23 protein-coding genes and 2 pseudogenes are annotated in these 26939 nt (G+C 48.9%); 17 read left to right on the forward strand and 8 right to left on the reverse strand.

Translation table 11 applies throughout. From position 1 onward, the window contains the following. Positions 1-87: pseudogene (locus tag Q0986_RS22845) on the reverse strand (response regulator); the annotation flags it as partial. Positions 88-405: 318 nt separating this feature from the next. On the opposite strand from Q0986_RS22845, the gene Q0986_RS02430 reads away from it, so the two are divergent. Continuing rightward, on the forward strand, positions 406-1347 hold the full coding sequence (locus tag Q0986_RS02430) for a serine hydrolase (RefSeq protein ID WP_299403145.1): 942 nt from the start codon (positions 406-408) through the stop codon (positions 1345-1347). On the opposite strand, the gene Q0986_RS02435 is transcribed toward Q0986_RS02430, so the two are convergent. Continuing rightward, the gene (locus tag Q0986_RS02435) at positions 1348-1587 is read right to left on the reverse strand and encodes a 2Fe-2S iron-sulfur cluster binding domain-containing protein (RefSeq protein WP_299403149.1); all 240 of its coding nucleotides are present in this window, start codon (positions 1585-1587) and stop codon (positions 1348-1350) included. A 513-nt stretch (positions 1588-2100) separates the two neighbouring features. Here Q0986_RS02435 and Q0986_RS02440 point away from each other — a divergent pair. The 4 genes from Q0986_RS02440 to Q0986_RS02455 all read left to right on the forward strand — a co-directional run bounded on the left by Q0986_RS02440 (position 2101) and on the right by Q0986_RS02455 (position 8174). Then, on the forward strand, positions 2101-4029 hold the full coding sequence (locus Q0986_RS02440; RefSeq protein WP_299403154.1) for a protein kinase: 1929 nt from the start codon (positions 2101-2103) through the stop codon (positions 4027-4029). A 128-nt stretch (positions 4030-4157) separates the two neighbouring features. After that, positions 4158-4877 carry a COP23 domain-containing protein gene (locus Q0986_RS02445; RefSeq protein ID WP_299403158.1) on the forward strand — a complete coding sequence of 240 codons (720 nt, stop codon included), beginning with the start codon at positions 4158-4160 and terminating at the stop codon, positions 4875-4877. A 280-nt stretch (positions 4878-5157) separates the two neighbouring features. Continuing rightward, on the forward strand, positions 5158-6465 hold the full coding sequence (locus tag Q0986_RS02450; protein WP_299403163.1) for a hypothetical protein: 1308 nt from the start codon (positions 5158-5160) through the stop codon (positions 6463-6465). Between the two features lie 80 nt (positions 6466-6545). Further along, the gene (locus Q0986_RS02455) at positions 6546-8174 is read left to right on the forward strand and encodes a CHAT domain-containing protein (protein WP_299403166.1); all 1629 of its coding nucleotides are present in this window, start codon (positions 6546-6548) and stop codon (positions 8172-8174) included. Positions 8175-8214: 40 nt separating this feature from the next. On the opposite strand, the gene Q0986_RS02460 is transcribed toward Q0986_RS02455, so the two are convergent. Next, positions 8215-8937, reverse strand: a complete 723-nt coding sequence (locus Q0986_RS02460; protein WP_299403170.1) for a response regulator transcription factor — start codon at positions 8935-8937, stop codon at positions 8215-8217. A gap of 107 nt (positions 8938-9044) precedes the next feature. On the opposite strand from Q0986_RS02460, the gene Q0986_RS02465 reads away from it, so the two are divergent. Beyond that, positions 9045-10136, forward strand: a complete 1092-nt coding sequence (locus tag Q0986_RS02465) for a hybrid sensor histidine kinase/response regulator (protein ID WP_299403173.1) — start codon at positions 9045-9047, stop codon at positions 10134-10136. 246 nt (positions 10137-10382) lie between these two features. Then, positions 10383-10868, forward strand: a complete 486-nt coding sequence (locus Q0986_RS02470; protein WP_299403178.1) for an Hsp20/alpha crystallin family protein — start codon at positions 10383-10385, stop codon at positions 10866-10868. A gap of 148 nt (positions 10869-11016) precedes the next feature. On the opposite strand, the pseudogene Q0986_RS02475 reads toward Q0986_RS02470, so the two are convergent. After that, positions 11017-11331: pseudogene (locus Q0986_RS02475) on the reverse strand (DDE-type integrase/transposase/recombinase); the annotation flags it as partial. Positions 11332-11344: 13 nt separating this feature from the next. Then, entirely contained in the window at positions 11345-12826 is a 1482-nt protein-coding gene (locus Q0986_RS02480; protein ID WP_299403183.1) for an ATPase domain-containing protein, read from the reverse strand. Positions 12827-12925: 99 nt separating this feature from the next. Between Q0986_RS02480 and Q0986_RS02485 the strand changes: the two genes are divergently transcribed. Next, positions 12926-14041, forward strand: coding sequence for a HAMP domain-containing sensor histidine kinase (locus Q0986_RS02485; protein WP_299403187.1), 1116 nt, complete (start codon positions 12926-12928; stop codon positions 14039-14041). On the opposite strand, the gene Q0986_RS02490 is transcribed toward Q0986_RS02485, so the two are convergent. From Q0986_RS02490 to Q0986_RS02500, 3 genes are read right to left on the reverse strand one after another with little or no spacing between them, the layout of a single operon-like run. Further along, positions 14038-14994 (reverse strand): succinylglutamate desuccinylase/aspartoacylase family protein, encoded by a 957-nt coding sequence (locus Q0986_RS02490; RefSeq protein WP_299403191.1) that lies wholly within the window; start codon positions 14992-14994, stop codon positions 14038-14040. The genes Q0986_RS02485 and Q0986_RS02490 overlap by 4 nt on opposite strands. Positions 14995-15009: 15 nt before the next feature. Further along, a complete protein-coding gene (gene rimK / locus Q0986_RS02495) occupies positions 15010-15915 on the reverse strand; it encodes a 30S ribosomal protein S6--L-glutamate ligase (protein WP_299403194.1) in 906 nt (301 codons plus the stop codon). Positions 15916-15931: 16 nt separating this feature from the next. Beyond that, a complete protein-coding gene (locus Q0986_RS02500) occupies positions 15932-16390 on the reverse strand; it encodes an ATP-dependent zinc protease (RefSeq protein ID WP_299403199.1) in 459 nt (152 codons plus the stop codon). 360 nt (positions 16391-16750) lie between these two features. Between Q0986_RS02500 and Q0986_RS02505 the strand changes: the two genes are divergently transcribed. The 9 genes from Q0986_RS02505 to Q0986_RS02545 all read left to right on the forward strand — a co-directional run bounded on the left by Q0986_RS02505 (position 16751) and on the right by Q0986_RS02545 (position 26821). Continuing rightward, a complete protein-coding gene (locus Q0986_RS02505) occupies positions 16751-17743 on the forward strand; it encodes an RNA polymerase sigma factor, RpoD/SigA family (protein ID WP_299403203.1) in 993 nt (330 codons plus the stop codon). 87 nt (positions 17744-17830) lie between these two features. After that, entirely contained in the window at positions 17831-19954 is a 2124-nt protein-coding gene (locus Q0986_RS02510; RefSeq protein WP_299403208.1) for a cation:proton antiporter, read from the forward strand. Between the two features lie 76 nt (positions 19955-20030). Then, the gene (gene corA / locus Q0986_RS02515; RefSeq protein ID WP_299403212.1) at positions 20031-21218 is read left to right on the forward strand and encodes a magnesium/cobalt transporter CorA; all 1188 of its coding nucleotides are present in this window, start codon (positions 20031-20033) and stop codon (positions 21216-21218) included. A 170-nt stretch (positions 21219-21388) separates the two neighbouring features. Next, positions 21389-21970 (forward strand): hypothetical protein, encoded by a 582-nt coding sequence (locus Q0986_RS02520; RefSeq protein ID WP_299403218.1) that lies wholly within the window; start codon positions 21389-21391, stop codon positions 21968-21970. A 40-nt stretch (positions 21971-22010) separates the two neighbouring features. After that, entirely contained in the window at positions 22011-22547 is a 537-nt protein-coding gene (locus Q0986_RS02525) for a PRC-barrel domain-containing protein (protein WP_299403222.1), read from the forward strand. Between the two features lie 598 nt (positions 22548-23145). Further along, positions 23146-23730, forward strand: a complete 585-nt coding sequence (locus Q0986_RS02530) for a hypothetical protein (RefSeq protein WP_299403226.1) — start codon at positions 23146-23148, stop codon at positions 23728-23730. A gap of 260 nt (positions 23731-23990) precedes the next feature. Further along, on the forward strand, positions 23991-25631 hold the full coding sequence (locus Q0986_RS02535; protein ID WP_299403229.1) for an alpha/beta hydrolase: 1641 nt from the start codon (positions 23991-23993) through the stop codon (positions 25629-25631). Between the two features lie 148 nt (positions 25632-25779). Next, entirely contained in the window at positions 25780-26181 is a 402-nt protein-coding gene (locus tag Q0986_RS02540; protein ID WP_299403233.1) for a hypothetical protein, read from the forward strand. Positions 26182-26257: 76 nt separating this feature from the next. Then, a complete protein-coding gene (locus tag Q0986_RS02545; RefSeq protein WP_299403236.1) occupies positions 26258-26821 on the forward strand; it encodes a Uma2 family endonuclease in 564 nt (187 codons plus the stop codon). Positions 26822-26939: the final 118 nt, after the last annotated feature.

Here is a 26939-nt window from a genome sequence, read left to right on the forward strand (position 1 = left end):
CTGAAAGTCACCTTCCGGCAGCATATCCCGGACGCGCATACGAATGACTTTACTGTCGTCAATCACTAAGATTTTGTGACCTGCCACGCTTAACTCCTACATCCACTAATGAGTAAGGGCTGAAAATAACAGTCTAAATTTGAGCGGCTATTTGTCAATGCCCAGGTCGAACATTCAAAATTGTCCTCTAAATTTCGACTCTCTTCTAGAGTTTGCCCTGAATTGACCCCAGAATGGTCACCACACTTGAAGAAATATTTCAACAATAGAGGAAAAATAGCAATTTAGGAATCGGATGGGCTAAGTTTCAAGCCCTCGATCGCGCATTGTTTCACCTAGACATCGCCAATGGTGATAGTCTGCTGTAAATATTGCCCTCTGTCCGCTCCCTGTGATTCAATCCCTATGTCTTTTTTTCAGCCTGACGATCAGCTCCAAACCCAAGGCCAAGCGATTTTAGATCAAGTCTGGGCTCAATTTCCCTGGTTAGCCCCGAATCAATTAGCCCTGACCTGGTTGGTTTATGATCCGCCCTTTATCACCAATACGGGAGGAAGCGTCAGTCCCCAGGAATTTTGGCAATATCCAGTGCGGGGATTTAGCTATCGGGGCGTTGAGTGCATTTATCCGGCCAGCGTCGTCAAACTGTTTTATCTGGTGGCGGCCCATGAATGGCTAGAAACAGGCATGATGCAGCCTTCTCCTGAACTGGAACGGGCGATGGAGGACATGATTGTGGACTCTAGTAACGATGCCACGGGGTTAGTGATGGATATGTTGACGGGCACCACCAGTGGCCCCGAACTGCCGCCAGAACCCTTTAAAACCTGGCAGCACCAGCGCAATATCGTCAATCGCTACTTTCAGTCCCTGGACTGGCCTGAACTGAGCACGATGAATGCCAACCAAAAAACCTGGGGGGATGGCCCCTATGGCCGGGAACAGGCTTTTGTCGGCGAGGATCGCGCCAACCGCAATCGGCTGACCACGGAGGCAACGGCTCGGCTCTTGCACAGTATGGTGGGTGGGGTATCGGTATCGGCGGTGCGATCGCAAGCCATGCTCAACCTCATGCGCCGCAATCTTGATCCAGAGGTGTTGGCAGCCGATCCCGAAAATCAGGTGACTGGCTTTATTGGGGGCGGCGTCCCGCTAGACACTCAGGTCTGGTCTAAGGCAGGCTGGACCAGCACCGTCCGTCATGATGCAGCCTATATCGAATTGCCCAATCGCCACCCGTATCTGCTGGTGGTGTTTACGGAAGGCAAACAAGCCAGCGATAACGAACAACTGATTCCGTTTATTTCCGCAGAGGTGGCCAAGGTGATTCCCCAAACCCCTGCTTAATCACCAGGTTGGATCGGAAAACAAATTAATCGTCAATTGAGCATAACCAGGAGGAACCGAGGAGATACAAGAACAGAGCTCTCCAATTTCTTCAATATCCACCTCACAGGCATGACAGGAGCCCATTAAGCAGCCGGTGGGAATTTCGATACCTGCTCGCTCCGCCACCGTTAACAAAGGTTCACCAATATCAGCCTCAACCGTAATATTGTCAGGCATAAATCGCACAGAAACGGACAAGGCGAGACCTCAGTTGGCGTAGAATGCTTGTCAATTTTAATAAATTTTCCCAGGAAAACGCCAGGGGTGAGAGGGGCAAACTGCAGTCTAATCGCTGGGCTTGATGCCAGCTCCCCATTCCCCTTGCAGTGCTGAGCCGATCGGATCGCTGCGTAATTCTGTGGCAGGGGATAGATAAGTGAATGGAGTGAATTTTGATGTTCATCTGGGTCAATCTATCCACGGTTGATGCAAATCACAATGCTGATCTTTGGGGTCAGATACACTATTGCCAACGGGTTGAACTGTTTTAAATTGATGTTTCAAGGCAACTCTTCAGCCGCCATGCCAGTCTTAATGACGATGAGGCAACCACAAGATAGGGCAGATTCGGGGGAGCTCTAGCTGTACGGAGATGGCGACATCAGTGAACAGCCCCAAGCAATACAAACTTGTAATGCTTGCAGTGTCCTGGGGGTGACACACTTAAAAGATGGATTGCATTGAGCGTGATATTTGGGGTTAAAGGTTGAGATGACGGAACCAGTCATAGCATATCGATATCAATTACTAGAAACCTTAGCTCAAGGGTCATTTGGGACCACTTACCTAGCTCAAGATACCTATCAACCGGATCACCCCAAGTGCGTGATCAAACAGCTGAAGCCCGATTCCAATGATCCTAAATTTCTGGAAATTGCTCGGCGTCTCTTTGAGCAAGAAGCCAGGATTCTGGGAAATTTAGGCAGTCACCCCCGTATTCCCAAGCTCTTGTCCTACTTTGAAGCAGAACAGGATTTTTTCCTGGTGCAAGAGTTTATTGACGGGACGTCGATTGCCCAAGAACTGAGTCCCGATAAACGGTGGCCAGAATCGAAGGTCACGTCTTTTCTAGAAGAATGCTTAGAGATTCTCAAGTTTGTCCATCAGTTGGGCGTCATTCATCGAGATATTAAACCCGATAACTTAATTCGACAACGCTCTGATCAGGCCGTATTTCTTCTCGATTTTGGTGCGGTTAAGCAAATTAGTCGAGACCAAACTCAGGTTGCAGAAACCACGATTGCCGTGGGCACCCCTGGATATATGCCAGATGAGCAAATCCGAGGAAAGCCCCATATCAGCAGCGATATCTATGCTTTGGGCACCATTGGCATTTATGGATTAACGGGCGTTCGCCCCGTTGTCTTTGAACGGAGTGAAGAGGATGAAATTCTCTGGCAGGATAAGGCCGAGGTCAGTCCCGCCCTCGCTCAAATTTTGACTAAGATGGTGCGCCGAGACTACCGAAGGCGCTATCAATCGGTGGAAGCGGTGTTAACGGACTTGCAAGCGCTGACACCAGAGGCTTTGGGGGCTTCAGCACCTCACCCCAATGGCATTTCTCCAGCCGATCCAACTGCTGCTATCCCTGCGATAGAGGATGGCGTGCCAGGGATGGCTGAACCGCCGCCCACGATTTATCAATCTTCAGCGCAGGCACCGTCCGAGCAGACCCAGGTAATCAACGAACAACCAACCAATATCCAGGCACCGCCTGAAAAGGGGACGGCTCCGGTATATGAAGCAAGTCATGCGAACCAGAAGTCACGCAGACTACTGAAGATTCTGCTCCCGTCTACGGCACTGGTGGGGGCTGGAATTGGGGGCTTTATGCTGTGGAGTTCTAACCCGATCGGTCAGACCACGGCTCAGCTAAATCAGTTATGGGGGCAAGCCAAGTATTCTGAATGTATTGATCTCGGAGAATCAGCCCTTTCTGTGAATGCCAACCAGCAACTGCTAAACCCGCTATCTAAGTGCTATTTGGGGCAGGCGACGCAACTGGCTGAACAAAATAAGTTCGCAGATGCGGTGCAACTGATTACGAAGGTGTCGGATCAAAGTACGTACCACCTGCAAGCACAACAAAAACTGGATACCTGGTCGGCCCGTTTGCTCCAAGATGCCCGCACCCGTTATACCGTCAAAGGCGATTTGGAACAGGCCCTCGCTTGGGTAGAGCAAATTCCATCCACCAGCGTTGTTAAGTCGCAGGCCCAGCGGGATGCCAAACAGTGGCAAACCCAGCACAACGTCCATCAACAAAAGATCGAAACGGCCCAGAAAGCCTTAAAAGAAGGGCGAGCTGAGGATGCGATCGCAACCGTCAAACCCATCAAGACCCCCGAATACTGGAAGAAGAGAGCCGATCAGGTTCAGAAAGAGGCTCAAACTGCGATCGCACGCCGCCCGGCCCCTAAAACCGTCTGGCAGCCACCCCGTCAAACAGCGACAGCCCCTGCTTGGCGTGCTGCTCCTCCCCTTCGTCAGCCGCGCCGCCCAACCTATCAAGCTCCACAACCCCCACGTCAACGCCCACCCGCCTATCAAGCCCCACGCCCAGCACCGCCTCCAGTCCATCCAGATCCACCGCCCAAAGAAGTCGTCCCTATTTGTCCAGGTCCATTGTGTTCGGAATAAGGTCCTTTGCCTATGCCATTAACCAGCGATCTCACTTAACCCTAGCTCACTGCTGTTGAACCGCTCTTGATCTGTATGCGGGTGATTTTTCTAGTGACAACGACTTTCAAGGTATTGCAATGAATTCTATGTCTAACGTTCTCTTCACCTCTCTTGTACTGGCCGCCAGCCTGACCCCCGTGGTCCATATTGCAGGTGTTTCTGCTGAGCCGGGTACATCTGGTATTACCCCGCCAATGGTGCCGCCCGTAGCTGAGCCAGGGGGGTCTGATATTACCTCACCAGCTGTACCACCTACCGCAGAAAAAGCGACCTCTCCCCAGATCAAGCCAGGAATTTCACCGGATCAGCCGGTTAAACCTAAAATTCGCTACGAGTGCAAAAACGAGGCCGATAAATTATCCACCGTAGCTCATACAGAGCGCGGTGTGATTGAGCTAATTGTGTGGGAAAGTAACTATTTTGGTTCTAGCTGGTCGCCTACACGACGGTGCGAGACGGTCACTCAGCGGTTTCAGCAGTTTTCGGATCAGCGCCTTCTGCGGTTTGTCTCGACGGGCACGCTGAATAACTACAATGTAATTTGTATTTCTGAGAAGCAAGGGGACTGCATTGATCAGGGATTACTAATCACCCTCGAACGTGGCGATCAGCCCACACGAGTCCTCCGTCAATTATTTAACTATCGTTCCAGCATTCGTCGCGGACCTCGACGGCCGACCAAAGAGGTCATTAACTTTGAACGACTCTTAAATGAAAGGGCACCGATTGAAACACCGTCTGCGATTGGCGGCAGCGAACCCACGCTTCCTAGCGAAACACTCCCCCCCAGTGAGACACCCGAATAATAAACGGCAGCACAAGCTGAGCTAACGTCTGCTGACTAAGAGTGATTTTTCTGTCAGCAGATTGGTATCGTTTCTTCACAGTCAGAGCGTCTTAAACAAGGTTACTCTCTGACTGTTCTTTCATGGTTTTTAAAATTTATCCACTGACTTCATTTTAATTATTTTTCGTGAATATTTATGCCAAACGGTTCAACACATATGCTTCAATCAGTGATGACTTAATTATCCCCTATCTGCACAAGAGGGTTGTTGTTTATTGAGCTTATCTCTGGGTAATGTTATGTCGTTTAAGCCTTCTTTTATTAGCCAGCTTAGCCTTCTTACTGTATCGATATGCCTATCCTTCCAACATCAGATTGTCTCTGCTGAACAGATATCTAAAAGTGCCGCTTCTCCCAGCTCTCAAGGTTTAGAATTGACGACTCCCTCTCCAGGAGACTCACCCTTAAATTCTTCCTTTGTAGGGGATGATTTGAGCAATTTATTCCCCAACCCGGCACGCTCCACTCCAGTCAATCGAACCCACAAGTCCCATCATTTACCCCTGCAAACAGAAGCAATAGAACAGCCTTTAAATCAGAATCCTGAGTCGGACTCAGCAGTCAAGCTAGACTTGATCTACTCTGAAATATCGCGCCAAGAAAATGCCAATTTCCTCCCTAAAACGAGTTCTCAATCTACTATTTCAAACAATGGTCCATCATCATCTGAATTACGGGCTATTACGAATGCAAACCGGGTAGATCTCGATCACCGTCCTCCTATTCCTGCCCATCCTCAGGCACTAGCGGACAGACTAGGGCAGGTACCCGAGGCACCAAACGCCACGGAGTCCGCTGGCCGTCGCCCCAGCCTCCGAACGCAACCGACCATCCCCGATGAAGCCCCTCTAGACCTGCGCCAAGAGGTGTTAACCCCAAAAAAGATCTACAGTCCAAGCATTAGCATTTTGACCCCTTCCGCCTATGGGAAGTCTTGGCGACAAGCGTCTGTTGGCTTGGGGATACAACACCGTACACGGTTTACGGATAGTGCCGATGGTGCCTTTGGCGTTGGCTTTGGTCTAGGAGATGCGCGTAAATATGTGGGACTAGATGTGGGGGTCGCTTTAACCGATCTGGATAGTTTCGATCGGGGGATTATCAGCTTCAAACTTCACCGTCACCTTCCTGATCTATTTGCCGTCGCGGTGGGTGTCAACGATGCCCTTGGCTGGGGGAATGGCGATGTCAATGGCCCCAGCCCCTATGGTGTGGTTACGAAAACCTTTGTTCTTAAGGAAAATACGAAGGATTTATTGAGCCGCATCTACGTGTCAGCGGGTGCAGGCACAGGTCGCTATCGAACGGAAAGCAATATTATCAACGATAGTGACACGCCTGGTATTTTTGGCAGTCTTGCAGTTCGCGTTGTTGATCCGATGAATGTGATTGCGGAGTGGTCTGGACAGGATCTGAGTTTGGGCGTGTCCTTACGACCGTTTCAACAAGTGCCCATCATTATCACTCCAGCGATAACGGATATTACTGGCACTGCCGGAGATGGTGTTCGTTTTATTGTGGGCATCGGCTATGCCCTGAGCTTCTAAATCAGGTTTAAAAATTGCAGATCAACCGCCTCAAGATAACGAAAGGATTAAACATCGTGAAGGATATAAAGGGTTTACACATGCGTTGGATACGGCTGTTCAAAACGGGAATGGCGGCAGTGGTCCTGCTATCCATACATGGTTGGACCGTGCCCAGCTATGCCCAACCGACACCTGGTGGACCTCCGAATGAACCACCGCCGACTACGCCCCCTGTTGAGACTCCGCCTATTGAGACTCCCCCTGTTGAGACTCCCCCTGTTGAGACTCCGCCTATTGAGACTCCGCCTACGGTTCCAACTGAGCCACCCAGCCAATCTGATATCAATCCTATTCCCGAAGTGGATACATTAGATCCACGTCTTATCCCCACGGCTCCCAGTGATATCTCTGCCATTGAGACCCGCTTTGCCGGCGCATATGCAACTAAATTTGGTCCCTTCTTTGGTGAAATTGCGTCGAGTAATGACATTTCTCAGGAGTTAAAGAAGTTAGCCCGTGCGACCAATACCAATCCAGCCTTGGTGTATGTGATCCAGACAGCTGAAGGGTTACAGGTAATTTTGGTAACGGCGAGTCAAGGGGATTCTGAAGTGAGCCACTCTCCCATAGGGATCAAACTGGCCGCTGCAACCCCTATTCAGATTGGGCAAAGCGCCCCGAGTGCTGATGATCGCAATAATGCCAATGTCACCTTCAAGAAAGTCCCAGAGGCGACGGTGAAAAAGGTTGCCCAGACCGCTGAGGATTTTCAGCGCCAGATTAGCGATCCGGTGGATTTCAAATCGACCAGCTACTTACAGTCAGCCCAGCAGCTCCATCAATGGATGATTGCGCCGCTGGCAGAGGAATTGGAGGAGAAAAAGATTGATACGCTCGTATTTGCCATGGATACGGGCTTGCGATCGCTCCCCCTAGCTGCTCTGCATGATGGTCAACAGTTTTTGGTCGAGCAGTACAATATTGCTCTTATTCCGAGCTTTAGCTTAACGGACACTCGCTATGCACCCATTCAGGGCAAACAGGTGCTGGGGATGGGGATTACCAAGGAAGTAGAGGGACAATCCCCATTGCCCTCGGTTGCCGTGGAAATTCCTGCGCTTACCAACAATATTTGGCAGGGATCGGCCTACTTAGATCCCGATGTCACCCTGGCCAATCTGAAGAAGCTGACTCAACAGCAGCAGTTTGACATTATCCACTTGGCCACTCATGCCGAGTTTAAGTCAGGCAATATTGAACAGTCCTATATCCAACTGTGGGATGGAAAGCTGAGTTTGAAAGAGCTGCGGGAAGTGGCCACCGCATCCAAGTGGAGTGATACACCCACGGTCGAACTATTGGTGTTAAGTGCCTGCCAGACGGCCTTGGGCAATACCGATGCGGAGTTAGGCTTTACGGGGCTCGCGATTCAATCGGGGGTGAAGTCAGCCTTGGGCAGTCTTTGGTATGTCAGTGATGAAGGGACACTGGGACTGATGACGGGATTTTATCAGAGTTTGAAAACGGCTCCCATTAAGTCAGCGGCCTTACGGCAAGCCCAAATGGCAATGTTGAACGGTCAAGTACGGATTACGGATGATGGTCAACTGATGTTAGCGGACGGCACTCAAATGGCCCTGCCTGCAATTTTCGGTGAGCGGGGTGAGGTGGATTTTACCCATCCCTACTATTGGTCTTCTTTCACGATGGTCGGTAACTGGAACTAGCGTTAATTCAGGGAAAGGTGCTGTACCTTTCCCGCCCCCATCACTTAACCAAGCCAGACCGCAGGGCTCTCACCGCTGCTTCGGTGCGATCGCAAGCACAAAGCTTACTCAAAATATTGCGGACATGGGTTTTCACGGTCCCAATGCTCAGAAAGAGGGATTCCGCAATCGCTGTATTGCTATGGCCACCCACAATCAGCTCTAGGACCTCTAGCTCCCGCTCTGTCAGCGGGTAGGTTTGCAGGAGTTTGACCTGTTCAGGATCTAAACCTTGGATAGTCACGACCTCTGATGTGGATTGCTCACTGACATTCGGGGTTTGACGAACTTGTTTGAGGACGATACTTGCGATCGCAGGATCGATCCAGGAATGGCCTTCCGCCGTCGTATTCACGGCTTCAATCAACTGCTCTAGTTCAGCATCTTTGACGCAATAGGAATCTGCACCCGCCGCAAAAGCAGCGAGGACTTCAACGTCCTGGTGGTGCATTGTCAAGATCAGAATCTTGGTCTTCGCTTTAGCTTCCTCTGACTGGCCCTGCTTAAACTGCTGCACCAGTTCAATTCCATCTAGATCCGGCAAGCCAATATCTACAATCGCCACATCGGGCTGGGTCTTTTGCAGGAGCTTCAATCCATCCCTGCCAGTGGCCGCTTCGCCTACCACTTCTATATTGTCTTGCTCCTCTAATACCCCTAACAACCCCATCCGCGTTAGGGTATGGTCTTCAACGATAACAATCCGAATCGAGTCTAGGGACATGGCAGAGTCAAAAGGCTTAGGTCAATGGGCTGACGCGCAGATCTAAGGTTGTCCGATACACTGATGGCATCCGCACTCAGTATGCCACATCCTTTCTAGACGCTCCCATGAACGGCCTGTCAACGCCTCCCCAGGATCAGCCCGACCATATTCTGGTGGTCGATGATGCCTATGAAAACCTGTGCTTTATCCAGACGGTTTTAGAAACGGACGGATACCAGGTCAGCCTTGCGGAAAATGGCTTAGTGGCCCTGGAGCAATTCCAAGTCTCCGTCCCCCATCTCGTGCTTTCCGATGTGATGATGCCGGGGATGGATGGCATCGAACTGACACGGCAGATTCGCCAGCAAAAGAGCTTACCCTTTATTCCCATTTTGCTGATTACGGCCCAGGCCGAATCCGATGTGGTGGAAGGTTTAGACGCTGGAGCCGATGACTTTATCCGTAAACCCGTCGAAGTCACGGAGTTGCTGGCCCGAGTCCGCTCTTTACTGCGCTTAAAGCATAGTATCGATGAGCGGGAGCAGATGACCGCCATGCGGGAGGAATTTGTATATCGCCTCACCCATGATTTGCGGACACCCCTAGTCGCAGCTGATCGGATGTTTACCCTGCTAGAACGGGGCAAATATGGCGCACTGCCAGCTCCCTGCCAGGAGGTTATCACTACGATGCAGGGCAGCAACTTTGACTTACTGCAAATGACCAATACCCTCCTAGAAATTTACAAATATGAAGCGGGTCAAAAAGCCCTTGCCTACACCACCTTTGACCTCAAAGAACTGGTGGAGTCGGTGATAGAAGAGCTGCGTCCCCTCGCCGAAGCCAAAGACCTAGCCCTCAAAGTGAAGGGTAAAAAGAAAGCGTTGCCGGTCTCCGGGGCACGGATAGAGCTGCGGCGCGTACTGACCAATCTCGTGGGCAATGCCATCAAGTTTACCGATAACGGTCATATCCAGATTGGTTTAGACAGAAAAGATGAAGTCATCCACCTGCAGGTCGAAGATACAGGCTGTGGCATCTCAAAAGCGGAACAACCCATTGTCTTTGAACGGGAGTTTCAGGGCAGCCATCGTTATTCGGGTAATGGCCTGGGACTAAATCTGGTTCGCCAAATTGTCGAAGCCCATCAAGGCACGGTTGAAGTCCATTCCACCTTAGGCAAAGGCAGTCAGTTTAAGGTTTGCCTACCCATTTAATGGAATTATCAACTTAACCGCCAATCTCAGTATCTTCAATCAATTTGGGAAGAACTTACTCCAAAAATCAGCCCTTCTGAAGGTTAATACTTCATAATTTATTGCCAAATATGTAGGGTTTTCTCGACAAGGAAGGTGGGGTTCTCAAGGTTCTCAACGAAGGCCAGATATTGCATATTAGATTTAACACAAAGAAAGCGGTTGTTTTCGCTATTCGATTGCAAGTAACTGTGAGGTAAAAATCATATGATGATTAATTACTGGAACCCAATTGAAGAAATTGATACCGTTCGTAGACAACTCGATCACCTTTTTGAGGGTGCTACCGATACAGGCAAATCCTCAAATTATCCGAGTTGGGCACCAGCCGTGGAGCTATGGGACACTGGCGATACCCTGATTCTCAAAGCTTATTTACCCGGTGTTAAAGCAGACAGCTTAGATATCCAAGCCACTCGTGAATCTATCTCTATCGCTGGAGAACGTCACCCTGAAGACCTGAAGGAAGGAACCAAGCGGTTATTCTCAGACATTAATTATGGTCCCTTTCGTCGAGCCAGCAAACTGCCTATTGCTATTCAAAACACCAAAGTTGAGGCATCGTTTGAGCAAGGTCTTCTTACCCTTACGCTACCTAAAGTTGAAGAGGAACAGAATAAAGTTGTCAAAGTCAACCTTCTAGATAAAGGGGAAACATCACAGGCTGCACTAGAGGCTAGCCACAACTCCTAAGCCAACTAAATACGAATCGTTGTATTCAAGTCTCCAATTTAAGCGAAGGAAAGTCTATTATTCCACTTTAGATTTTCCTTCGCCTCTAGTGGAAGGCCAATCGCAAGAACTAGGCACTATTTTTCAACGATAGGCTCAAGATGGAGATTTATGCAGCGACGCTCAGACCCGTCAATTCACGCCAGTTGTCAAATCGCTGACTCAGCGTATCTCTAAAGTTAGGTGCAAATTGTTGATGTTGAAAGGGGTGGAAATATCCTCGTATCAGTTCAAAAGCATAGAGAAAACGTTGAGCATGGTCGGGAGATTTGAAGCGTCCCATTCGCCTTTCCCTTACCCTTGTCGGTCGATGCGAGTTCTCCGATCGGTTATTCAATCCTTTATCTTGTCTGTGATCGATGCCTTTCAGAACCTTTTTCTTAGCGGAACCATAGCTTTTGAGTTTATCGGTGACGATCACCCTTAGGGATGACTAATTAATCTTCGTCCTCGTCAGACTTGATAATATCGCCCTCCAAAATACCCTGTAATCCCGTTAGGGGAGGGCCGACTTCCACCCCATAGCGGGTGATTTTTAGCTCTCGCAATGTTTTCTCAAAGTCACTCAGTCGTTTTTTAATCACGCTGATACACTTGCGCAACTCGACCTTGCCATCTTCATGGCGATCGATATACCGCAACAGGATCAGGTTATCGGCCAAGTAGGTAAAGCTATCGTCGGTGGAGCTATCATCCTCATTTAATAGGGCGGTCTCATTAATCAAAATCACGGCCACGCCCATATTGGCCAGATACTTACATAGAGCATGAAGATGGGTGAGAAAATCTTCCCCCTGCATAGAAAGGCTATAGCCCGAGACGCTGTCGATCATGACGATGCGAACGTGGTTCTCTTCGACTTCATGACGGACCACACTCGAAAATTCATCGGGGGTATATTGCAGGGGCTCAATTTTGACAATGGCCAAGGAGCCTTGTTCTACCATCACTCTCGCTGGAATCTTGAGCTTTTCAGAGCGACGCAGAATCACTTCTACATCTTCTTCAAAGGTAAACACCACCGAGCGTTCCATGCGGCTGGCTGCTTCCTTCATAAACTGGAGGCCAATCGTGGTTTTGCCCACCCCGCTGGGTCCGCGAAAGAGAGTTACCATGCCTCGTTCAATGCCACCCCACAGCATTTTGTCCAAGGATGGAATCCCCGACGGCAGCGGTTCGGGCTGAAAATCTCGTTTATAGGCTTCGGGTAATAGCTTAGGAAAGACCGTCATTCCCTGTACATCCAATCGCAGTGAATGATGGCCCGTCTGAAACCCCGAGCTGCGAAATTTAGAAATATGGATGGTGCGTCGATGGGGCGTGATATCCAGATTAATCACGCCATCGCTCATAAACTGCAGATCATGATCCGGCGTATTGGGGCTACTTTCTGACGTAAACAGAACCGTGGCTCCTTGCTCCAGGATAAAGCGGACAAAGGCTAAAACCTGCTTGCGGAATTGGAATTCATCGGCAGTGATATAGCGAAACTGCGTCATCGAATCCACAAAGATCCGCTTCGGCTTCAGTTGCGTCACTTGATCGACAATTTTCTGGGTAATGGGATCTTTCTCGACTTCCGCTGGGCTGAAAAAATCGTAGGTTTGTGTCTGAGTAAAAAAGGCAGAGTCAGGACTCAAGTCGAGACAGTGCAACGATTTTAAATTCAGGCCCATATCCGTCCCACTGTCCAAAATTTGGCCACCAGGTTCGCCAAAACAAATCAGTAGAGACGCTTGGCGACTGGACGCCGCCGTCAGGAAATGGAGTCCTAAGGTGGTTTTTCCCGTGCCGGGGCCGCCCCTCACCAAGTAAGCCCGATTGGCAATTAGCCCCCCATAAAGAATGGTATCGAGCCCTTCAATGCCAGTGGATAACCGAGTCTTACTTGCACGAGTTTTGGGGGAAGATTTACTCACGAGCCCAGCAAATCGATGGATTTGCGCGATGATAATTCTAGAGCAGTATAGCGCTGCGAATTTGATCTAAGCCGTTTAATCGCAGCTCAGTTTCCGAAGATGGCCCGTATCCTGTTGTTGTTGTCTCGTTCTGCCAATCGAGACATCGTCGCTGCTAAATTAGCCCCCCATTATCAGATTCTCTCGATCACTAGAGAACAGGACCTCCTGCAACCTTTCGATTTGCTACTGGTCGATGGTCCTGCTTTGGAACAGTATTGGCAGGCCATCCAGCAAAGCCGCACCTCACAACACCCTGTATTGCTCCCCGTGCTGTTAATCGTTGCCAAAGACAAGGTGAATCTCCTCCCCCCACGCTATTGGCAAGGGATTGAAGAGATTCTGACGGCTCCCATTGAACTCGCAGAGCTACAGGCTCGGGTGGAGACTCTATTGCGTATTCGAAAGCTTAGTCAAGACCTACAGCAAGCCAATACTCAACTGAAAACGGCCAACGAGGATCTGCAAGAGCTGAATCGCTTAAAATCCCAGTTTGTATCCATGGTGTCCCATGAATTTCGGAATCCGTTAGGGGTGATTTCGGGCTATTTGCAGCTGATCGATCATGACACCCATCGCCTGTCTTCTGAAAAGCAAAAAGAGTTTTTTCAACGTATTCGCGACGCCATTAAGCGCCTCGTTTCTTTAGTGGATGATGTCTTGATTATGGGGCGTATGGGGGTCGGCAAACTCAGCTTTGAGCCTGTCCCTCTGGACCTGATTCAATTCTGTGGGCGACTAGTTGAGGAAACACAGCATAGCTCAAGGGCCAACGGTCAGCTTCAACTTGAGATTGATCAAGAACTGGCTGCGCTACAGCCGATGTTTTTGGATCAGAAGCTACTGACCTATATCTTGACCAACTTATTGTCCAACGCCGTTAAATATTCCCCTGAATCGGGTACCGTGCGCTTACACCTATCTGTCGCCTCAACTCAGGTGATGATGGCCGTAACGGATCAAGGTATTGGCATTCCGGTTGAAGACCAAGCCCAGTTATTTGAGCCGTTCCAGCGGGCGACCAATGTCGGGCGCATTTCAGGCACGGGGTTAGGATTGGCGATTACTAAGCTCTGTACTGAACTGCATGGGGGGCAGATTGAAATCGATAGTGTCGTCGATCAAGGAACAACGGTTACGGTTCTCCTTCCCTTAGAAAAAGAGGAGGAGTCTTAATCTGTCTCCTCAATCATGGCAATATGTACAATGCCATCTCCCTGATTGACAAGGGGATTTTGGGTGTAGCCAATTACCATGCCATGACAGGGCGCTTGCACCTTACGCTGAGTATCTCCAAAGGCATCGGCGATAAACCCCAAATTTTGGCGTTTAGTTACCGTTTGGCCCAGTTCGATCTGTAGATGCAGCATGCCACTCTGGGCGGCTCTGACCCATTTGCTGGTCCTCGATTCCACGGTGGGTGTATGGGTGTTGGTCCGCACCGTAGGGGGAACCATGTCCAGTGTTTCCATTACCTGAAGTACACCATTCACTCCGACTTGGATGGCTGTTTGATCAAAACGAAGTGCTTCTCCTGCTTCAAACAGGAGGACAGAGATTCCTTGTTTAGCCGCTGCTTGCCGCAAAGACCCATCTCGGGTGATGGCATGCATCATCAGAGGCGCACCAAAGGCTTGGGCACAACGATAGGTTTCGGGATTATCGAGATTGGCCCGAATTTGGGGGAGATTGACTCGATGATGAGAGGCGGTGTGTAAATCAATCCCATGGGTACAGTGACTCACCACTTCTGTCATAAATAGGTGAGCCAATCGGGACGCTAAAGAGCCTCGGGCGGTGCCAGGAAAGGACCGATTCAGATCCCGTCGATCGGGTAGGTAACGGGATTGTTCAATAAAGCCAAATACATTAACGATGGGGACGGCGATTAATGCCCCGCTCAACATCTGTGGGGTGACCTGTTCCAGAACCTGGCGAATAATTTCCACGCCGTTGAGTTCGTCGCCATGAATAGCGGCACTGAGCCATAAATGTGGCCCCTCTTTATGCCCGTTAATCACATGAATGGGTAACGACAACAGGGTTTGGGTTGGCAGACGAGCGACGGGTAGATCGATGCGTTGCTCAGTGCCAGGAGCAATCGTCGTGCCCCCAATGGTAATCGTCATATTCAGGTTGTCGGTTTAGTACTTGATGCGATCGCGAGTTTTGCCCGGGCTGGCATTTTTGGCCAAATAGTCAATAATCTTGCCTGCAACATCCACATCCGTGGCCGTTTCGATGCCTTCTAGTCCTGGAGAAGAGTTAACTTCCATCACCACCGGGCCATGATTAGAGCGCAGGAGATCGACCCCCGCAACTCGCAGGCCCATGGCTTTTGCTGCCCGCAAGGCCGTACTCCGTTCCTCTGGAGTCAATTTAATTTGGGTGGCACTCCCGCCGCGATGGATATTGGAGCGAAATTCTCCCGGAGCCCCTTGCCGTTTCATGGATGCAATCACGCGATCGCCCACCACGAAACAGCGAATATCCATGCCTCCCGCCTCTTTGATAAATTCCTGGACCAGGATATTGGCATCTAGCCCCCGAAAGGCTTCAATGACGGACTTGGCCGCCTGATGGGTTTCTGTTAGCACCACGCCAATCCCCTGCGTACCTTCCAATAGTTTGATCACTAAGGGGGCACCCCCCACACTCTCAATCAAGCCATCAATATCCTTGGCTGAATGAGCAAACCCGGTGACGGGTAGACCAATGCCCTTTTGGGATAGAATTTGCAAACAGCGCAGCTTATCTCGCGACCGTGAGATGGCTTGGGATTCATTCGCAGAAAAGACGCCCATGACTTCAAATTGGCGCACCACTGCTGTCCCATAAAAGGTTTTGGACGCCCCAATTCTGGGAATGATGGCATCGTAACCTTCCAAGGCTTTCCCTTGATAGATCACCTTCGGTTTATGAGCCGTGATGTTCATAAAACATCGCAAATAGTCAATCACATGCATGTCATGCCCCTTAGCTTCACCCGCTTCCTTTAACCGTCGCGTGGAGTAAAGAGAGGATTGACGAGACAGAATCGCAATTTTCATAGTGATGTAAGACTGATTATTTTTCCTGGTCAGCAGAGAGAAGGTAAGACTGCCCTGGATTAATGACAAACCGTTGACGGACCGCCTGACGACCGAGCAGCATGCGAAAGCCCATACTACTGCGATTGGTTAGGGTTAATTCGAGGGGCCATTGGTACTGGGCAAGACATACCTCCGTTTGGATCACTGGCCTGAGTTCAGTATGACCACCTGAGTCTCGAACTTGTCGTTCTTCTAATAATTCTGCTTCAGCCGTGATACAGGTGCGCTCATCTTTTTGCAAAGGATGCACTTTGAACCGCAGCATGGTTTTACCCGCTTGTTGAAATCGTTCAATATCAAAGGCATGCAACGCTGAAGATCTAGCTCCCGTGTCAATTTTGGCTTTGATGGTCGAAATACCTAATTCAGGAAGGACAACCCATTCTCGCCAACCAATGCAGGGGAATTCGGACTGGGGTAAAGATTCGTGCATAGTCGCCGCAAAAGCCATCAACTCAGTAGCGTTTATTCCAAGGCAAACCAAACCTACTTGCACCATATCCATCAACCAGCCCCTCGTCAACGTTCCAAAGACCTAGTCCATTAGGAGGAGTTTTTTGAGTCCAAGGGTGGATTCCATCTGAGTGACATCCCGCTTAAATAGGGGGACGGCATAACGTTCGAGATAAAACGGTGGTAAAGCCCACGTTGATTCCAATATCGTCTAACTTTCATCCATCTGCAGTGCTTCAGTCATCTTAATCAGGCATGGTCTACTTCCCCATGCCAAGCTCTATTTCCACTGAAACTGACCGTATGAACTCTATTTCACATCAAAGTTGAGATAACAGTCATGGCCGCAACATCCATTCACCCTTCCCCGCACCAACGTAATAGTAGACAGAATATGGCAGATAATGTCCGTCTTTACCTGCGAGAGATTGGTCGATTCCCCTTGCTGACCCCGTCTCAAGAATTGCAGTTGGGCAGAGCGGTTCAAGAGAGGGTGGCTCTCCAAGCTCTCAAAGAACAGTTGACTCAGGATACAGGAGGGGAGCCTTCTCTAGAGCACTGGGCTAAGGCTGCCGATCTGGAAGTGTCGGAACTGGCAGCAAAACTGGAGCAGGGCCAAACAGCCAAGCAGGCTATGATTACGGCGAATCTACGTTTAGTGGTGACCATTGCCAAAAAGTACAAAGACCGTAACTTAGAATTTCTCGATCTGATCCAAGAAGGAACCTTGGGATTGGAGAGGGCAGCGGAAAAATATGATCCACAAAAAGGGTTTCGATTCTCAACCTATGCCTACTGGTGGATTCGACAAGGAATTACCCGTGCGATCGCAGAGCAAAGCCGTACCATTAGGCTACCGATTTATTTGACAGAACACTTTAATAAAATCAAGCGAACCCAACGAGAACTGTCTCAATCCTTGGGCCGGAGTCCCACAACGGCAGAAATCGCTCAGGCTCTATCGCTACCCTCGGAAAAAGTCCGAGAATATCTTCAACTCGCGCACCACACGCTTTCCATCGATCTCAAACTCGGCGACGACCAAGATCACGCTATCGTCGATTTCATCGAGACGTCTGATCCTTTACCAGAAGACTTTGTCACTGGCACAACGCTGACGGAATCCCTTCAGCAGTTTTTAGGCGTTCTCACCCCTCAGCAGCGAGAAGTGCTTACCCTTCGCTATGGCTTGATCGATGGACGTGAACTCTCTTTCGCCGCCGTAGGCCGTCGCATGGACATCAGTCGAGAACGGGTTCGCCAACTCCAGAAGACGGCATTCAGTAAATTACAAAAACATAAGCTAGACATCGCCGACTATCTGGTGAGCTAAGCATGCTGCTTGAAACTGGCTGTTGTCCAACGAGACGCATCGTCAATTTTCAACGAATCACCGCTGATTAAATAGGCAGGATCGTCTATGTATCTATTACTGGTTGAGTCAACGACTCAGACCCTACGAGAGCCAATCACAACTTTTGTCCTGCTTTTGGCCATCGTCCTCATCACTCCTCCCATTTTTGAGCGTCTCAAACTTCCAGGATTAGTCGGATTATTAGTTGCAGGTGTCCTTTTTGGCAGCAGCGGTCTAGGCTGGCTGCAATCAGAGACAGAGACCATGAAACTGCTATCGGACATCGGCAAGATTTATTTGATGTTTGTCGCGGGTCTAGAGATCGACCTAGAGCAGTTTCAACGCACCCGCAATCGCTCCCTCACGTTTGGAGCCCTAACCTTTTTACTGCCCATGCTGGGGGGGATCGGAGTTGGGATTTGTCTCAATCTGGGATGGCTGGCTGCGGTCTTGATTGGGTCCTTACTGGCCTCCCATACCTTGCTGGCCTATCCGATTGTTCAACGTCTAGGGGTAGTCGGTGATGAGGCAATCACCATTACCGTCGGAGCCACCATCTTTACCGATATCGGCGCATTAGTGGTTTTAGCCATTTGTCTAGGCATTAACCAGGGAAACTTCACAACCCTCAAGCTAGCGTGGTTGCTTGGTTCGCTGACGGTCTACACGATTGCAGTGTTATGGGGCCTGAAGAGATTCGGGCAGTACTTTTTTCGTAAGACAGGTCAGGATGAGGGCAACCAGTTTCTGTTCGTGATGCTGTCGGTATTCCTGTGTGCCGTGGTCGCTCAACTGATTGGCGTAGAAGATATTATTGGCGCTTTCTTGGCTGGATTAGCCATCAATAGCATTATTGGCGATGGTCCCGTCAAAGAGAAAACCGAGTTTATTGGTAGTGTGCTGTTTATCCCCATGTTTTTCGTCAACATGGGGTTGTTACTCGATCTCAAGGCCTTTGGCAGTATTTTGGCCTCCATTCACCTACCGCTCTTGGTGGTGGGTACGTTGCTATTGACCAAATTACTGGCGTCCTTTGGGACTAAACTGCTGTTTGGCTACAGTGGGCCACAGTTTTGGAGTATGTGGTCCCTGTCCATTCCTCAAGTTGCGGCAACCTTAGCAGCTGCATTGGTGGGGTATGAGGCTCAAATCATCAATCTTCAACTGTTTAACAGCGTCATCTTAATGATGCTGATCACCTCTATCTTGGGGCCATTGGTGACGGCCCGGTTTGCTCGCCAGTTGGCGGTACAAACTTCCCTAGAACAAACGACAACCTTCAACTGGTTGCCCTTACCCAGTGAAGCTCATTCCCCCTTTTCGGCTGTGGTGCCGGTTTATAATCCCCGAACCGAACGATATTTAATTGAACTAGCTGCTTTGATCGCTAGATATGAAGGGGGGCGAGTGATTCCCCTTGCGATCGCATTTGCTCGTTCCCATATGGATGCGCCCCCCTTAGAGCGGGCGATTCAGCAATGTCAACACCGCCTGAAGCAGGCAGAAGACATCAACCAAACCTTTAACGCCCAATTAACCCCTCGATTGCGGATTGCCAATCATATCGCCCAAGCCATCAGCTATGCCAGTCGGGAAGAACAGGCCAATCTAATCGTTTTGGGCATGGGCCGACGGCCTCGATTCGGCAGCAGTATTCCTAACGATGTCTTAGCCATGGCCCATTGCCTTGTTGTAGTGGCGAGGCTGATAGAGTCACCGACTCAGTTCCGGAAAATTCTATTGCCGATTGAGCACCCCCATCCGACGTTGCTAAGGATACTCCGCTTGGCCCAGGTGTTGGCAGCCACCAACCAAGGCCAAGTAACGCTATTGCATATTCATCATCCCAAAGCATCAGACCGAGACCAAGCCCGAGTGACCCAACAGCTAGCAGCCTTAGTGGCACGATTACCTGTTGCTGCAGGCCAATTCCAGATTCAGCTACTGGCAGGCGAAACCCCGATTGCTGATATCGCCCGAGAGGCTAAGAATTTTGATCTAGTAATCCTGCGCTTGCAACGGATCAATAATGGGTTGAACTTAGGAAAGCATACTGCTCCCCTCCTGGATCAACTCTCTCGCTCTGTGATTCTGATGGCCGAACCTCAGTCCCAATATCACCACCATTCCCAAGAATTAGGGGCAGCCGCCAGCGATCATACAGCCGCCTTAGCAAAACAGTCACGTTAGAAAATCTTTCAGTAATTTGAACCCGTTACCCTCTGATGCTCTTATTGTTGGATGGAGTCGTTAAGGGCTATTGTTTATGTTCCCCTTCCATCCGCCCAGTGATTCATCTTCCTCTTTTACCCTTAACTACGATCAAGGCAGTGTACCAGGAACCTTGAATATTGGCGCAGATGAGCCACCGTCCAGATTGATATTAATGGATTATCAGGCCTCTGAAGCCACCCACCATCAGCTTCGACATCCTCAAGATTGTATTCCCTATCTCGAAAGTGAAACCGTATCCTGGATTGATGTACAGGGATTGGGGAGTGAAGAGACCTTACGGCAATTAGGACAAGTATTCCATCTACATGCGCTGGTCCTTGAGGACGTCGTCAATGTCCCCCAGCGACCCAAAGTTGATGATTACAAAGACCAGCTTTTGATCATTACCCAGATGTGTACGCTCACACCAGATCAGTCTCCGTATCAACCCGTAAGACAGTCGGCTCCAACCATGAGCCAGCCCGATCTAGCCATTGAACAGATCAGCTTTATCTTAGATAAACATTATCTATTGACCTTACAAGAAGAGCCCTTACATGATTGTTTTGGCCCCGTCCGCGATCGCATCCGCTCAGATAAAGGCACGATTCGCAAAAACGGTGCAGACTATTTACTCTATGCATTACTAGATGCCATTATTGATGGCTTCTTTCCCATACTAGAAGCGTATGGTGAGTGGATCGATTACCTGGAAGATGAGGTCATTGCCCGCCCCACTCCACAAACCCTGTCCCAGATCCATCAAGTCAAACGGGACTTAATCACCCTTCGACGGGCAATTTGGCCGCAAAGAGAATTATTGGCAACCCTTACTCGTAATGGATGTACATTGATTAGCCCCGACGTCGAAATTTATCTCCGGGATTGCTATGACCATACCGTCCAAGTGTTGGACATGCTGGAAACCTATCGGGAGCTAGCGGCGAGTCTAATGGATGTCTATTTATCCGCCGTCAGTAATCGCATGAATGAGGTAATGAAGACGTTAACAGTGATTTCTACCATTTTTATCCCCCTGACCTTTATTGCCGGGATCTACGGCATGAACTTTAATCCCCAGGCTTCTCCCTGGAACATGCCAGAGTTGAATTGGTATTGGGGATATCCTCTGGTTTGGGGCGTCATGGGTGCGATCTCTCTATCCTTGATCTTGTTTTTTTGGCAGCGAGGTTGGTTTGGAGAGTTTGCCAACATATCTCGCAAAGATATAGAGGATTAAACACAGGATACTGGCTCACATTTTTGCATGAGTTGTACTAGACGGACATCCAAGCTTCCTATGGACTAGTCCATGTGGATGATGGTAACCCATGCTTTTTGGACTTAGGGTCGATTCGCCTTACATGAAATCCAGATTCAATAGGAGTATTGCATTTTTCCTAGAGTATTGTGAAAAGCACTCAATCCCCAGAAGCCGTTTCAGTTGATGTCAGAACTCTGGCCTCTTCTCAAACAGAACAGCGAGCTGTGGATGAGATTCTGCTCTTGCTTGAACAGCTTACTCAGCAAGAATCTACCACTATCAAACTGATCTTGGATCGGTTGTATGACATTGGTTCAATTAATTTGATCAACCGGAAAGTGAAGCCGCGATCGCTCAACCGTATCAGTCATGCGATCGCATCCCAAACCAAACCCGTTTTTCGCTTTTTCGGCATTCGTTGGTTTCGGGGTAATTGTCCCCAACTCATTACAGATTGGCTCTATGAGCAAGTCAAATTTCAGCCAGTGATCGCAGCCCAGGAAATCATCGAAACCCATTCTCTCCCCAATTCCCCAGCTGACCCCGATAACGATGCCCTAGAACTCCGAAAACTGCGATCGCAGTTGCAGTGGAGAACGGGTTTACTGGGTGGATCTCTAGGCGTCTTAAGCGCCGTGCTTGTGTTCAACACCACAGGCTTATTTCCCAACCCTAACTTGGCTTCACCGCAACCGTCTTCCCCTACCGCACAACAGCTCAGTCCATAAGCCTTACTCCAAACTCCACTTCATTGTTGAGGCAAACATCATGCGTATGTCAACTGTGTCGCAAGTTCAACAATCTCAGCTCCTGCACTGTCCCGTATGGGATATCAATACTGGGAAAATCTTGGGTCTAGTTGAGCAAATCTGGATTGACAAGCAGCTACACCAGGTGATTGGTCTGACCTACTGCGAATTAGAAGGTGGGATTAATTCCCTCCCTTGGGAGCAGGTAGAGACTGTCAGTTCGGAAGGAATTTGGGTGAACTATGCCAGCAATATTTCCCTTGTTGTGAAATCCACATCCTTTATTCACTATCAACTGGATGAACCGATTTGGACCACCACTCGCCACCGATTAGGGACGTTGGCTGATTTTGCCTTTGAAGTGCATTCAGGCGAAATCCTTGATTATTACTGCGTTCCAGGCCCGATGGGTCGAGAGACAAAGACCTTCAGATTGTCCCCAGGAGTGATGAATCACAGATGCGATCGCTGGATTGTCGATATGAACCTTGTGTTCTTGCCGACCTGCCATCCATGCAGATCATTGGCCAAAACTAAGACTTATGCGTCGTTGTAAACAGCTGGAACGATGAGCACCTGATTTTAATAGTCTTGATTCAATGCCTCTCCTATTGGGGGGCATTGTTTATGGCCAGGGTTGAAGTTTCAATTCGCACAGCGTACTGCAGGTTAAAGCTCAACTGATTCTGTGAGTCAGTAAGTTCAATCCTCACCTAAAAACTCAGCCTTTCGGACGACACCATCTTCTGCAAAAAACAGACCTTTAAACATCTTATTCACCCCTACAAAATAGTCACCAAATATACATTTTTGGAAACAAATTGCTCTTTAATCTAGACCAAAACAATCTTCAACAGACGCCAGTCCCCATAAATACTCTACTGTTGGAACCTAAGCAGTAAAATGTGCGTCTCAGAGTTCAAGCTGCAAGTGAAAAGCCCGAATACCAACAAAGCATCCATTCACATCCCAGTTCTACTCGGACATTTGAACTAAAACTTTTGGACGAGTCACCAGCAGGGAAGATAGTCCTTTTAGCCCATAGCTAACACAAGAAGAAACCTGTTAAATACGAGGTATAGACAATCAGGAAATAATTCCAATCCTGCAAGTCTATAACCTTCAATTCTCAATGTAATTAAAAGAGGAAAGCAATGAAAGGGAATATTCGTCATAGCGCTTATGCAACAATTGCCTGTGGCGTTTTGCTGGGTTTCTCAGCAATGACCACGGCAGCCCAAGCTAATGAAAGCCAGCCCAACTCAGCAGCCCAACTGGCTCAACTTAACGATACCGACCAAGCCAGCGGCTTTCAGGTCGGTCGTAGTACCCAAGGAGGGCCTAGCTATGTCGGTGCTGGCGTTAATATAGGGGCCTTAGGCGGGACATCCCTTGGAGATACCAGCTTATCCGTCATTAGTAAGGTAGGGTTGACCAACACCTTCTCTGTCCGTCCTGGTGTGGTCACCGATTTTACGGATGATGCCACCTTCCTTGTTCCTGTCACTTTTGACTTGCCAGCCACTCGCATTGGTGAACTGGCCAACCAAGATATTAGTGTGGCCCCATATCTGGGTGGCGGCATAGCCGTCAGTACGGATGGTGATGTGGGACCGCTCTTGACTGGAGGATTAGACATCCCGGTGGCGGAGCAGTGGACCATAAATACAGCCGCGAATGCAGGGTTTATCGATGATGTCGATCTAGGCGTCTCTGTAGGCGTGGGCTACAACTTCTAGACCGTCTTGCGAGAAGAAGGACTTAGCTCAAAAGAGCATCCTCTTCTCGCGACATTCTGATCGATCATGCTTCTCTATTTTTCCGTTTAATGCCCACCCTGCGCGTTGGACAGAACAAAAGGGGGGACCGCATCACTCAAACCATTTATAGAGCAACCCAGCTACATACTCCCGGATGTTCACTCTTCGGATGTCCACTTTTGGGTCAAACTTGTTATGCTCTTGAACACATTGGAGAAAGGTTTAGAGGGTAAACCCCTATGTTCAAGCGTGTCTCAAAATTTGGACTATTGGTGGGCTCAGCCTGTTGGTTGTCCGTTAGTGCTCATCTCAAACCTGCCAGAAGTGCCGAATGCATTTTTGCCTCGTTTCTCTCCTTCGAGCAATCGGTCTCCGTTGAGTCTTTGGAGACCTTCGCTGAAACAGGGCGCATCACAGAAGATTTTATTCCCTATGCTCGCTATATCAGTTCCGAGCAACGCCCCTTTCTCCAAAATGCACTAAAGCAAAAGCTAGCCATCTCTCCCATTGCCGTATCGCAATTTCTCTATTCAGATACTGGCGAGTTAATGGTCCGTCGTATCGCCAAAGTCATTCGACCTAAATCCAATCAAGGTGGGTTCTATGCTCTAAGAGGCGCAATCATTGTTGCTGCTGCCGATCCAAAGGGGCTGACAGTTCTGAACTTTTTAAAGCACTATCCCATCCAAGGTCTACAGATAGATCTGGATGAAGGGCTAGCCATTTTTTCTCAAATACGCGGTTTAATTCGGCAAACGAATACCTTGATTGAGGCATTAGAGAAGCAGACCCCCACTCGTTCCACAGGCAACCCCACTGGAGCTGTCTTGACTCAGCTGGGGCAATTTTCCTGGCAAAAAACGACCCTCACGCTATCAGATCAAAGTGTGACTCGAACAAATCTAACCGGGCAGTCCCGTCAGTTCCCCGTTGATCTCTATCTACCGCAAACCGCCAACCCACAGCCCAAACCGATTGTTGTCATTTCCCATGGTCTTAATTCCAATCGCAATTCTTATACCTATTTAGCAGAACATCTAGCATCCCATGGATTTGTGGTGGTGATGCCTGAGCACATTGGCAGCAATACCAACCAGTTACAAGCGCTTCTGTTAGGGCGCGTGAAAAATGTGACTAAGCCGACGGAGTTTCTGGACCGCCCATTGGATGTGCGGTTTGTGTTGGATGAACTGGAAAGATTATCAGCTTCCGATCCAGTATTACGTGGGCAGTTGAATCTAGAGCAAGTTGGCATAATTGGTCAGTCTTTTGGTGGGTATACAGCCCTAGCCCTAGCAGGTGCAACGCTTAATTTTGAACAACTTCAGCAGGATTGTGGATCACGACTTAAAGATACGATTAATATTGCTTTGGTGCTCCAGTGCCAAGCTTTGAAGTTGCCGAAACAGCGTTATGAGCTGGCAGATCCTCGGATTAAAGGGGTAATCGCTATCAACCCAGTCAATAGTAGTGTGCTGGGTGAGACGCTGAGCCAAATTCAAACCCCCGTAATGTTTGTATCGGGCAGTGCAGATAAGGTCTCGCCAGCGCTACTAGAACAGGCTACGCCCTTTACATGGTTGACTACGGCAGATAAATATTTTGTCTTGATGCAGGGCAGCACCCATTTTTCCACAATTAATGCTGATCAGCCCAGTGAGTCACCGCCTGAGTTCGAAGGGCTTGCGGGGCCTTCTCCTGCTGCGGCTAAGGCATATCTATCGGCGTTGAGTGTCGCTTTTATGAAACGGCATATCTCAGAAGATAGGGCATACCAATCTTATTTGTCCCCTGAATTTGTTTCATCTTTGCGAGAAGGTCAACTGAAGCTCAACTTAACCAAGACTCTTTCTACCAATGAGATCTTAAATCCAGGCTAATCCAACACTATCGTTTCCAAGAGCTGAATCTTGGCAGAAAGGGCAGAACCATCGGACATATCGATGAGGTCTAGTAAATAACGCCTGCCTAATGGGTTGATGTTTTCTGTTGTCGTAGCTAAAAAGGTGATGGCAAGAGACTGCAGTCATGAAAGATAGACATCCTGTCAAAATCCTTGAAAGCTTTTTATGGAAGATGTTTCCAGGGAACTATCATCCATATGGATATACATTTGATTGGAAAGTATCAAAACTCTTCTTTGACCATGATTTTTCAAATTTAGACACTATCGAAGCTAATTTCCAACGCGAATATGAAGCTGTCGTTGCCAAAATCCAGGAGGCTTGGGGACCCGCCGATTTTCAAAGGAACGCCAATACTGGCTCTCCAGATTGGTATTGGAACTACATTATCGAAATGAGTTGCTGGAACAAAGCAGAGGGAATCGCTTATGTTGCTTATCATAAAGAAGATAAAGAACTGCCCTATGAAATAACGCTTGGAACCATGTTTGCAGAGGCACTAGACGAATATGAAGAGGGATGGTGAGTGCTGGGCTCTTAGTTCCCTGGTATGAATTTATCTTGCAATCAACAGATGTATGTCTCTTTGAGCTAACAATCAGATGGTACAAACTCCTGTTCAGCCCTTGACGTTAGAAGAGTTTTTGGCTTTACCAGAAACAGAACCGGCTAGCGAGTATATAGACGGGCAAATTATCAAAAAACCGATGCCTCAAGGGAAGCACAGCTCGATTCAGACAGAACTATCGACTGCGATCAATGCCCAGTTACGGCCTAAAAAAATTGCCAGAGCCTTTTCAGAATTACGCTGTACGTTTGGTGATCGATCGATCGTTCCCGATATCTCCATTTTCAGTTGGGACAGAATCGCACGTGATCAAAATGGGGAGATTGCCAATATTTTTCAGCTGGCCCCTAATTGGACAATTGAAATCCTATCCCCCGATCAGAGTCATACTAAAGTGACTAAAAACATCCTGCATTGCCTCGATTATGGTGCTGAGATGGGATGGCTTATTGACCCAAGCGAAAAAGCAATCTTGGTTTATCGGCCCCAGCAACAGACCTTAGTATTTGATCAACCGACTCATTCACTACCTACACCTACATTTGCTAGACCAATCATACTTACGATTGAAGTGGTGTTTAACTGGTTGCTGGAGTAGCAAATTTCGGGTACTAACACAACGTGAGTTCGACGAAGAAATAGAGCATGAGAAAAGGCTGGGGCATATATTTGCAGTATGCCGTACCACTTTACCTCAGCCATGTCTATCAGCTTAC

It is taken from the genome of Acaryochloris sp. IP29b_bin.148, assembly GCF_028285565.1.
Classification (GTDB): domain Bacteria; phylum Cyanobacteriota; class Cyanobacteriia; order Thermosynechococcales; family Thermosynechococcaceae; genus Acaryochloris.

Excerpts from the sequence above, each read along its gene's own strand:
- Q0986_RS02430 (WP_299403145.1), top strand. The coding sequence starts at position 406 with ATGTCTTTTTTTCAGCCTGACGATCAGCTCCAAACCCAAGGCCAAGCG.
- Q0986_RS02440 (WP_299403154.1), top strand. The coding sequence starts at position 2,101 with ATGACGGAACCAGTCATAGCATATCGATATCAATTACTAGAAACCTTA.
- Q0986_RS02445 (WP_299403158.1), top strand. The coding sequence starts at position 4,158 with ATGTCTAACGTTCTCTTCACCTCTCTTGTACTGGCCGCCAGCCTGACC.
- Q0986_RS02450 (WP_299403163.1), top strand. The coding sequence starts at position 5,158 with ATGTCGTTTAAGCCTTCTTTTATTAGCCAGCTTAGCCTTCTTACTGTA.
- Q0986_RS02455 (WP_299403166.1), top strand. The coding sequence starts at position 6,546 with ATGCGTTGGATACGGCTGTTCAAAACGGGAATGGCGGCAGTGGTCCTG.
- Q0986_RS02460 (WP_299403170.1), bottom strand. The coding sequence starts at position 8,937 with ATGTCCCTAGACTCGATTCGGATTGTTATCGTTGAAGACCATACCCTA.
- Q0986_RS02465 (WP_299403173.1), top strand. The coding sequence starts at position 9,045 with ATGAACGGCCTGTCAACGCCTCCCCAGGATCAGCCCGACCATATTCTG.
- Q0986_RS02470 (WP_299403178.1), top strand. The coding sequence starts at position 10,383 with ATGATGATTAATTACTGGAACCCAATTGAAGAAATTGATACCGTTCGT.
- Q0986_RS02485 (WP_299403187.1), top strand. The coding sequence starts at position 12,926 with ATGGCCCGTATCCTGTTGTTGTTGTCTCGTTCTGCCAATCGAGACATC.
- Q0986_RS02490 (WP_299403191.1), bottom strand. The coding sequence starts at position 14,994 with ATGACGATTACCATTGGGGGCACGACGATTGCTCCTGGCACTGAGCAA.
- rimK (WP_299403194.1), bottom strand. The coding sequence starts at position 15,915 with ATGAAAATTGCGATTCTGTCTCGTCAATCCTCTCTTTACTCCACGCGA.
- Q0986_RS02500 (WP_299403199.1), bottom strand. The coding sequence starts at position 16,390 with ATGCACGAATCTTTACCCCAGTCCGAATTCCCCTGCATTGGTTGGCGA.
- Q0986_RS02505 (WP_299403203.1), top strand. The coding sequence starts at position 16,751 with ATGGCCGCAACATCCATTCACCCTTCCCCGCACCAACGTAATAGTAGA.
- Q0986_RS02510 (WP_299403208.1), top strand. The coding sequence starts at position 17,831 with ATGTATCTATTACTGGTTGAGTCAACGACTCAGACCCTACGAGAGCCA.
- corA (WP_299403212.1), top strand. The coding sequence starts at position 20,031 with ATGTTCCCCTTCCATCCGCCCAGTGATTCATCTTCCTCTTTTACCCTT.
- Q0986_RS02525 (WP_299403222.1), top strand. The coding sequence starts at position 22,011 with ATGCGTATGTCAACTGTGTCGCAAGTTCAACAATCTCAGCTCCTGCAC.
- Q0986_RS02530 (WP_299403226.1), top strand. The coding sequence starts at position 23,146 with ATGAAAGGGAATATTCGTCATAGCGCTTATGCAACAATTGCCTGTGGC.
- Q0986_RS02535 (WP_299403229.1), top strand. The coding sequence starts at position 23,991 with ATGTTCAAGCGTGTCTCAAAATTTGGACTATTGGTGGGCTCAGCCTGT.
- Q0986_RS02540 (WP_299403233.1), top strand. The coding sequence starts at position 25,780 with ATGAAAGATAGACATCCTGTCAAAATCCTTGAAAGCTTTTTATGGAAG.
- Q0986_RS02545 (WP_299403236.1), top strand. The coding sequence starts at position 26,258 with ATGGTACAAACTCCTGTTCAGCCCTTGACGTTAGAAGAGTTTTTGGCT.